7 protein-coding genes are annotated in these 8,957 nt (G+C 66.4%); 1 reads left to right on the forward strand and 6 read right to left on the reverse strand.

The features are described from left to right. Positions 1-211, reverse strand: a 211-nt coding sequence (locus Q0L57_RS32855; protein WP_296747256.1) for a hypothetical protein, incomplete at its 3' end; no start/stop codon positions are given. Continuing rightward, positions 208-366, reverse strand: a complete 159-nt coding sequence (locus tag Q0L57_RS32860; RefSeq protein WP_296747257.1) for a hypothetical protein — start codon at positions 364-366, stop codon at positions 208-210. The genes Q0L57_RS32860 and Q0L57_RS32855, both read right to left, overlap by 4 nt. Positions 367-488: 122 nt before the next feature. Here Q0L57_RS32860 and Q0L57_RS32865 point away from each other — a divergent pair, with 122 nt between their 5' ends. After that, the gene (locus Q0L57_RS32865; protein ID WP_296747258.1) at positions 489-1,397 is read left to right on the forward strand and encodes a LysR family transcriptional regulator; all 909 of its coding nucleotides are present in this window, start codon (positions 489-491) and stop codon (positions 1,395-1,397) included. Positions 1,398-1,401: 4 nt separating this feature from the next. Here Q0L57_RS32865 and Q0L57_RS32870 read toward each other — a convergent pair whose 3' ends face one another. The 4 genes from Q0L57_RS32870 to Q0L57_RS32885 form a co-directional block, all read right to left on the reverse strand. Next, complete coding sequence (locus tag Q0L57_RS32870) at positions 1,402-2,658, reverse strand: Hsp70 family protein (RefSeq protein WP_296747259.1); 1,257 nt, start codon at positions 2,656-2,658, stop codon at positions 1,402-1,404. A gap of 192 nt (positions 2,659-2,850) precedes the next feature. Continuing rightward, positions 2,851-3,642, reverse strand: coding sequence for a TIGR02186 family protein (locus tag Q0L57_RS32875; RefSeq protein WP_296747260.1), 792 nt, complete (start codon positions 3,640-3,642; stop codon positions 2,851-2,853). Further along, positions 3,642-4,565: a sulfite exporter TauE/SafE family protein gene (locus Q0L57_RS32880; RefSeq protein ID WP_296747261.1), complete on the reverse strand. Its 924-nt coding sequence runs from the start codon at positions 4,563-4,565 to the stop codon at positions 3,642-3,644. Before Q0L57_RS32880 ends, Q0L57_RS32875 begins: the two co-directional genes overlap by 1 nt. A gap of 192 nt (positions 4,566-4,757) precedes the next feature. Then, positions 4,758-8,777 (reverse strand): peptidoglycan-binding protein, encoded by a 4,020-nt coding sequence (locus Q0L57_RS32885; protein ID WP_296747262.1) that lies wholly within the window; start codon positions 8,775-8,777, stop codon positions 4,758-4,760. Between the last annotated feature and the right edge of the window lie 180 nt (positions 8,778-8,957).

Consider the following 8,957-nt stretch of genomic DNA (forward strand, 5'->3'; position numbering starts at 1 on the left):
CCTTGTTGCCGTTGATGTAGCGGACCTTGCCGTCCTTGATGTGGACGTCGATGCCACAGCGGCAAGCGCACATGTAGCAGGTGGTCTTGGCGATGCGGTCCGAGACGCTCGGCGAGGTCTCGACGCCGTCGCCTTCGACCGGCGCACGCGTATCGGCCAGCGGCCGCTGCGAGGGTGCGGAATTGGCGCCGCGCGCCGCGCTTGAACTCATGATTCGCGAACGCTCTTGCCGTTCGCCATCTTGGCCTTCGTCTTCGGTCCCGGGCCGCGCATGTAATGGAGTTCGGGGTGGTAGCGTTCGCCGCTGACCTGCCGCTTCAGCCGGCGGGTCCAGTGCGCAAAAAGGGATTTGAAGCGCCCGATCATTTCAAGTCTTGGCCACCCCTAGCCAATTTTTTCCAACTTCCAGCGAAAACTTAGAACAAAGCGATTCATCTGTCTAACAAGCAGCTCTTGTAATTCCCATCGATTTTGCTTCTTAGTTAGCAATGACTCTCGACCAGCTGCGCATATTCGTCGCCGTCGCCGAGCACGGCCACATGACCAAGGCGGCCGAGCTTCTCGGCATTTCGCAATCGGCGGCCTCGGCCGCCATCCGCGCCCTGGAAAGCCAGCACGGCGTGCGACTGTTCAACCGGGTCGGCCGCAACATCGAGCTGGCGCAGACAGGCCACCGTTTCCTCCCCGAGGCCAAGGCCGTCCTGGAGCGCGCGGCGGCTGCCCTCAACGTGCTGGAGCACGTTTCGCAGACGGTCACCGGCAGCCTGTCGATCGCCGCCAGCCAGACCATCGCCAGCTATTGGCTGCCGCGCCGCCTGGCGTCCTTCCACGAGGCCTACCCGGCGGTGCGGCTCAGCGTGACGATCGGCAACACCAGGCAGGTCGAAACCAATGTGCTGGACGGCCGGGCCGACTTCGGGCTGGTCGAGGGGCGCACCGAGTCCGACATCCTGCGGCGCGCCACGGTCGACGAAGACCGGCTCATGCTGGTGGTCGCGCGCTCGCATCCTGAGATACCCAGGACCGCCGCGGGCCTGCTGGACATCAGGGCATTGCGCTGGATCATAAGGGAAGGCGGCTCGGGCACGCGCGAGGCGCTGGAGGACTTTGCCCGCAGCGAGGACGTACCACCCTCGGAGCTTCAGATATTCCTTGTCCTGCCCAGCAATGAGGCCGTGCGCCAGGCGGTGGAGGCCGGCGCCGGCGCCACCATCATTTCCGAGCTGGTCGTCGCGCGCTCGCTGGCCGAGGGTAGCCTGAAATCGGTGTCGGTCGACCTGCCGAAGCGCGATTTCGCGATGATCACCCACCGCGACCGGCAGGCGAGCCTGGCCCAGATGGCTTTGAAGGCGCATCTCACCGGCAAGGGCGACCTGCCGACCGACGGTAAGGGTTAGAGCCTCAGGCGAATTTCCGCCGCGCGTCCAACGCCAGGCCGAGGCCGACCGAACCGAACATGTCGCCTTCGATGACGGTGGCCTGCGGTACCAGCGACAGGATCCGCCGCCTGGCGAGCGGGACGGCGGTCGAACCGCCTGTCAGGAACACGGCGGTGATGGCGGAGGCGTCGACGCCGGCGTCGGCGATCGTCTGCTTCACCGTCTCTGTCACGCGTTCGATATCGGCGGCAATCGTTTCCTCCAGGCCGGCGCGCGTGATCCCGGCGCTGAAATGCGCGCCGGGCAGCGACACCCTGACCTCGGTGGAGGGCTGATCGGTCAGCGCGATCTTGGCCTTTTCGACAAGGCCCGCCAGCGCGTGCCCGTAACGATGCTCGACGACATGGATGAAGCGGCTGACCAGGTCGGCGCGCTCGGCCTCGTAGCGGATCTGCCTAAGGTCCGTCATCGCCTTGGCGGTGTAGACCAGGTTGATGCGCTGCCACGTCGCCAGGTCGATGAAATAGCCCGCGGGCAGGTTGCGCTTATGGTCCTTGGTCGGCGTCAGGTAGCCGAGCTCGGGCATGACATGGGCGATGCTGAGCAGGCGGTCGAAGTCCGTTCCGCCGATGTGGATGCCTCGGTTGGCCAGGATGTCCCCCTTGCGGTCGCTGGCGCCGGCGCGCTCCGGCGAGACGCGCACGACCGAGAAGTCGGACGTGCCGCCGCCCATGTCGACGATCAGCGCAAGTTCCTCACGTGTTACATTCTGTTCGTAGTCCAGCGCCGCCGCGATCGGCTCGAACTGGAAGTCGATTTGCTTGAAGCCCTGCGCTTGTGCCGCCTTTTCGAGCTCGCCCTGCGCTTTGGCGTCGGCTTCCGCATCGTCGTCGACGAACTGCACCGGGCGGCCGAGCACGACGTTCTCGACCGGGCCGCCGGCGTCCTCTTCCAGCCGCGCCTTCAAATGGCCGATGAACAGGCCGATGATGTCGGTGAACCCGATCAGGCGCGCCTTGATGCGCGTCTTCTCGTTGGCCAAAGAGCTGCCGAGCACGCTTTTCAGCGAGCGCATCAGGCGGCCCTCGACACTGTCGGTGTAGTCGCCGATCGCGCGGCGGCCGAAATAGGTATGGCCGTCCTCGAAATTGAAGAACACGGCGCTGGGCAAGGTGGGCTGTTCGCCTTCCAGCGCAACCAGCCGTGCCTTGCCGTTGCGGATCACGCCCACGGTCGAGTTGGACGTGCCGAAGTCGATGCCGCCAAATGCCAGTTGCATCGCAGCCTCCTGTCGTTGCTTCGTGGCAGGATCGCCGGCGACGCTTCGCGCGCCGTCGTCCGGAGGCCGGACCGCTCTGCCGCATTTGAATGTGTGTGTATTCCCTTGGGCTGGGAGGCGGCGGTTTATCGCATGATCGCGGAAAGGGGAACCCCTTTACGGGGAAATGGGTCGTCCCAATTTCCCGTGCCTTCAATCCTTGCGGAAGACGAGCCGCCCCAGCCAGCCAGTCAGCATGGCAAGCGATATGGCGAAAACGCCATAGAGGAAGGAATAGTCGTGCGCGGCGCGGAAGATCGACTGTTCGAAACCGGACTTGCGGATTTCGAGCTGCGCGGAGCTCTCCTTCACGAACATGCCGCTCTTGAACAGGAAGGCGCGCGCCTTGTGCGTGCCGACCGGGACATCCGGCGCCAATCGGACGGTGGCGCGGAACAGGTTCTGCGACAGGAACTGAACGCCGCCGACATTCTCGCTGTATAGGCCCGCCGCCGCCTTGCGTTCGCGCAACGCGGTGGTGAATTCCTCGATGGTCGTGGGACTGTCGGTCTCGTCCGAGGGCTTCATGTAGAGGTTCTGGGCGCCAAGCGAGAGCTGCTTGTACTTGGCCGGCACGGTGATGTCCTGCAGCGGCCGCGTCGTCGCGACCGAATAGGACATAGGCACGTTCTCGAAGGTTTCCGATTGCAGGTTTACCCAGACGCCGAGCACGCGATCCTTGCGCCGGACCACAACCGGTCGGGGCGGCCCTTCCAAAACGACGATGACGTCGTAGCGCCCTTGCCTTGCAACCAGCGGATCGGGGTTCTCCAGCGATCCGAAGATGGTGAGGTCGGCGCCGGAGAAACCGGCCGTGATGGAAACTGCGTCTGTCGACAGGCCGATCTGGATGCCTTCAGCAGGCGGCGTTTGCGCCGTCGCCGGCGACAGGGCAAAGAGCAGGGACAGCGAGGTGATGACTGCGAGCGCTCTCAATCCCGACATCAGTTCAGGCCCGCGGCGGAGAGCGAATAGAGATTGGGCGGCGTTACGAACAGGTCGATGGCAAGGCGGATTGCGACCGCGAGCACCAGCATCGCCAGCAGCGCCCGCAACTGCTCGCCCCGCAGCTTCTGGCCGGCCTTGGCGCCATATTGCGCCCCGGCGACGCCGCCGGCCATCAGCAGGAAGGCGAGGATCACGTCGACCGTCTGGTTGGTCGTGGCATGCACCAGCGTGGTGTAGGCCGAGGTGAAGATGATCTGGAACAGCGAGGTGCCGATGACGACGTTGGTCGGCACCTTGAGCAGGTAGATCAGCGCCGGCACCATGATGAAGCCGCCGCCAACACCCATGATCGAGGACAGGAAGCCGATGCCGGCGCCCAGCCCGAGCACCGGGATGATGCTGACGAACAGCTTCGAGGCGCGGAACCGCATTTTGAGCGGCAAGCGGTGGATCCAGTTGTGTTGGCCGGATTTCTTCAGGACAGGCGCGGCGCCGCTGCGCGTGGCACGCAGCGCATTGACGCTTTCCACCAGCATCAGTCCGCCGACGGTGCCGAGCAAAATGACATAAAGCAGCGAGATGAAGAGATCCAATTGGCCGAGTCGCCGCAGCAGCGCGAACACATAGATGCCGGCGGTCGAGCCAACGATGCCGCCGGCCAGCAGCACGCCGCCCAGCTTGAAGTCGAGCGTGCCGCGCTTCATGTGCGAGAGCGCGCCGGAAAAGGACGAGGCGATAACCTGGTTGGCGCCGGTGGCGACCGCGATCGCCGGGGGGATGTTGTAGAAGATCAGCAGCGGGGTGATGAGGAAGCCGCCGCCCACCCCGAACATGCCCGACAGGAAACCCACCGCCGCGCCCATCGCCAGCAGCACGAAGACATTGACGGAAATTTCCGCGATCGGGAGATAGATGCCCACCCGTCTGTCTCGATCAGTTTGCCCCTCGGCCAATGCAGCCGTTGCGGACAAGTCTCGCACCGAAAAGCCAATTTTTTCTTGCGCCGACGCGGCGGCGGGGTCAACCCCGCCACCGCGCCGAAACAAAAACCATCTCAATCAGTTAACAGGCAATTGTGTGGCAAGGACGTCGCGGAAGCGACGCATCTGCCGTTATTTGCGCGCCAGCAGCGCCTTGACCAATGGTGCGTCGATCTGGCCGGTCGGCTGCATCTTGTTGTCGGTCTGGAAGGCCATGATGGCGTTCTTGGTCTTGTCGCCGATGACGCCGTCGGCGCCGCCGGCATCATAGCCGTTCTTGTTCAGGATCAGCTGGACGTTCTTGACCGCCTTTTTCATGTCGATGCTGGCGGTCGTCTGCGGCGCGCTATCCTGCCAGGATTCCGGAATGTCGGCCGAGTTGGCGGCCGCATTGAGCGGCTTTGCCTTCCACAATTCCGTCGCCGCGCGCGCCCGCTCGAGCTGCTCGGGCCGCAACGCGTTGGCGATCTCGTCGCGCTTTGTGGCGGCGTCCTTGTCGCCGGTCTTGGCGACGAGCGCGAACCATTTGTAGGACTCCTCCAGGTTCTGCTTCATGCCGACGCCCTTGGCCGCCAGGATGCCGAGATTGAACTGGCTGTCCTTGACGCCGAGGTCTGCCGCCTGCTGGAACCAGTGCGCGGCCGATTCATTGTCGGTCACGCCGTCCGCCGCCATCGCGAACAACACCGCCAGATTGTGCATGGCGCTGGCGTTGCCTTGTTCGGCGGCCAGTTGGTAGTAGGTCTTGGCCTTCTTGATGTCGCGCGCGACGCCGTTGCCCTTTTCGTAGAAATTGCCGATGCGGTATTCGGCCGGGGCGAAGCCTGACTCGGCCGATTTCTCGTACCATTTGGCCGCGGCCGCCATGTCTTGCTTGACACCGCGCGCTTCCGCGTAGCGCGAGCCGATCTCGAACAGCGCCTTGGCGTCGCCGCTGGCGGCCGCGTCGCGCAGCGCTGTCGGGCCGATCTCGGCCGGTATGTCGACCTTGGCCGAGGCCGCCGCGGTCTGGCCGCCGGCCGGCGGAACTGTACCCGTGGTGTCGGTCGCGGCGCTGGTCGCGGAAGTGCCGGCCGCCTGAGCATTCGGCGTCGGCTGCGCATCTGCGTCAGTCGCAGGCGCGTTCGCGGCCGGGGCGACGGGCTCCGAGGTCATCGCCGAAGCCATTGGCGCCGGCTCGGCCGGTGCGGCAAGCGCCATCGGCTGAGGTGCCGGCTCCGACGGAGCGGCAACGGGGGTGGGTGGCGCGGCCATTGCCTGAGCCGGCGCGCTGTCCTTCGTCTGCTCCGCCTGCCTGACGGCGTGGGCCGGCGCGCTCTCCGGCTGAGCGGCTTGCACATCGGCTTTCGGCGCGCTGGTGGCATCGAGCGAAGCGGTCTCCACCGCAGGTTTGGAGACAACCGGGGCGACATCATTGCTGGCGACCGGCGCGGGATCGGAGAAGAAGGCCTTGCCGAGCTGCAGGCCGGCCAGTGCCATCATGATCGCGGCGGCGGCCATCAGGATCGGCTTGCGCCGCGCCTTGAGCAGGTCGCCGATCCTCAGCGCCTTCACCGGACCGGTCATCGTCGACTGCCGCTTCAGCGCGTCGGCCTCCGCGGCCGCGGCCTGCGCCGCGCGGCGGGCAGCGGCGATGAAATCGGACTTGGCGGCGTCTGTCTCGTTGCGCTTGACCGGCGGGCCGCGCTCGTCGCGCACGCGCTTCATGATGGCGTTGAGATCAGGCGCTCCCGAGCCCGGTTCCAGCGGCCGGTTGGCGGCCTTCGGATCCAGCGGCTCGTCGATGTCGACGGTCGGTACGTCGCCGACCGGCGCCGAGCCGGCGAGCGCTGGTGCATCGGTGCCCTTCTTGCCCTTGAAGGCGCGTGCCAGGCCGCCGAACATCGACTTCCTGGGCTTGTCGCCCTTCTCGGCAATGGCGTCTGATCCCAGCGCCGCGATGGCGGCGGCCGCGGCAGCCTCGGCGGGTGTGCGTCCGCCCGCGTCGCCGCGTGCGGCCGGTTCGACGCGCTCGACCTGTTCGCCGCGCGCAACCGGCTCGTTGCGCAGGATTGCGGCGGCGCGGCTGTCGAGATCGGCGATGTCGCCGGTCAGCGGCATCGGCTGGTCGATATCCATCGACGGCGCGTCCTGCACCGCGATCTTGCCGCGCGCGGCGCGCCTGTCGGCAGGCGGCGGGTCGATCAGCTCGCTGACGGCTTCGCTGGTTTCCAGCGAGCCCAGACGGTCGACGATCTTGAGCAGCGTGTCGTGGATCGCCTCGAAGGTCCGCGAGTTGCGTTCGTCCGAACGGCGGGTGAGCGATTCGAGCGTCTTCAGGTCCTGCGCGAGGCCGGCGACGGCGACAGCGTTCGTGGCGGCGGTGCTGGAGGTCGACTCGGCCAACGACCTGACCGCGCTCTCCGCCGCTTCGCGTGCGACGCCGAGGATGGAATCGCGCGTTCCAGCCAGCGATTTCTCGATCTCGTCGAGGCGCGGGCTGATGTCCTCGAATTCGGGCAGCGGCGTGCTCGGCTTGGAAAGATGCGCCGACAGACCCGCGACCTGGGCTTCCAGGCTGCGGATCAGGTCCGGATCGATGCCGGCCACTTGCGCGGCGGACGACTCAAGCCGGCTGGAGATATCCTCGAGCCGGCTTTCCAGACCGCGGATGGCCATTTCATTGGCAGGATCGGGCGTGCGCGTCTCGATACGCTTGGCAAGGGCCGTGAAGCGGGCGTCGATCGCTTCCATGATACCGGCGCTGGCGTCCTGCTGCATGCGCTGGTCGAGCCTGTCGGCGACATCGTCCAGCCGCCGCTCGAGATCGCGGAACAACATGTTGCCTTGTTCGATCGCGTCGCCCTGGCGGCGCTCCAGAAGCGTGGACAGCGCGTCGAAGCGCTGCTCGAGGCCCTGGAAGATGTGATCCGTGTCGGGCATCGCCGGCGCCCGGTCGATCTTGTCGGTGATCAAGGCGATCTGCTGGCCGAGCCGCTCCATGGCCCGTTCAGGCAGGTCGGCGCGACCGGCGAGCTCATCCACGCGGCTGGACAGGAGGTTGAGGCGGTCGATGACCTCGGCGCCGGGCCGCGATTGCGCGACCTCCTCGATCTGCACCGCCAGCGAAGCGATCCGTTTCTCTATCCGCCCGAAGGTTTCCGGGTCGAGCGCATTGGCCTGCGCCGCCACCGTGGAAGCGACGATCGCGCGCGAGATTTCGTCGAGCCGCTCGTCGATCATGGCAAGCGTCTCGCTGCCGCGCGTCGTCTGCTGGCTGGCGAAACGGTCGACGGCGCCCGCAAGCGTGCGCACCTTCTCCTCCAGCGAATGCATCGACAGCGATTCCGGCAGGCTGTTGACGGCGTTGCCGATCTGCTCGAGCCGGTCGGTCAGCGCCGCTAGGCCGGGGTTTTCGGCGCGCTGGCGTTGGTCGGCGTCGACGCGATCCTCGAAGGCGCTCCAGCGGCGGTCGAAATCGTCCCAGCGCCGGTCGACCCGCTGTACGCTCTCCTCGCGCGCCAGCGTATCGAGCGCGCCTTTGACCTGCTCCAACTCCAGCCGCATCAGGTTGACGCTGCGGTCGTCGCTCTTTTCGGCAAGCGTCTGGATGGCGCCGGACAGCCGTTCGAATTCGAGGCCGAGTTCGGCGCTCCCCTTGTCCGCGGCGCCGTGCTGGTGGCTCGCCTGCATGGCGCGGTCGATGTCCTGGCGCAGCGCATCGAATTCGCGCTGCAGGCCGGCGGTCATCTGGTGGCGCAGTTCCTCGCGCAGGCCGCGCAACTCGACGGCGATCTTGCCGACCGTCGCGACGCCGTCCTCCTGGCCGCGCACCCGGTCGATGTCGCGGGCGATCGCCTGATAGTTCTGGCTGAAGCTAGGCGCGGCCGGCGCCGGGCTCTGCGGAACGCGGTTCTGTGCGCCCTGGTTCTGTGGGCCTCGCGCGGGGTGGGGGTCCTCATACCAGCGCGGCTGGCCGAACGGCTGTGCGGCGGCATAGCGCGGCTCGGCGGCTGGCCGCCTCGGATCGGGGCGCTCGGACATGTCGCTGCGGGTGCGCTCCAGCCGCTGCTCCAGCGTTTCGAGCGAACGGTTGAGATCTTCCAGCGAGGCGTGCGGCCGACGCTGCCTGCCGGCATTGAGTGTATCGAGATAGGACCGCTTGCTGTTCATCGATGCGCCCGTGTTCAGTTTGGCCGGCAGTCGCCGGGTCCCCCAAGGTCTGCCGGGAACGAAGGCGGCCGCGCGGTGCTGCGGCGGAAGACGGGCTTCCCGGGTTCTTACCCACGCTTCGAAAGACCGTGAAAAATTCGCTACAGGATAAACACGGGTAACCGACATGCGCACATTTCG

The sequence above is a fragment of the Mesorhizobium sp. genome (assembly GCF_024509055.1).
Lineage (GTDB): Bacteria > Pseudomonadota > Alphaproteobacteria > Rhizobiales > Rhizobiaceae > Mesorhizobium.

Excerpts from the sequence above, each read along its gene's own strand:
- Q0L57_RS32870 (WP_296747259.1), bottom strand. The coding sequence starts at position 2,658 with ATGCAACTGGCATTTGGCGGCATCGACTTCGGCACGTCCAACTCGACC.
- Q0L57_RS32860 (WP_296747257.1), bottom strand. The coding sequence starts at position 366 with ATGATCGGGCGCTTCAAATCCCTTTTTGCGCACTGGACCCGCCGGCTG.
- Q0L57_RS32865 (WP_296747258.1), top strand. The coding sequence starts at position 489 with ATGACTCTCGACCAGCTGCGCATATTCGTCGCCGTCGCCGAGCACGGC.
- Q0L57_RS32875 (WP_296747260.1), bottom strand. The coding sequence starts at position 3,642 with ATGTCGGGATTGAGAGCGCTCGCAGTCATCACCTCGCTGTCCCTGCTC.
- Q0L57_RS32885 (WP_296747262.1), bottom strand. The coding sequence starts at position 8,777 with ATGAACAGCAAGCGGTCCTATCTCGATACACTCAATGCCGGCAGGCAG.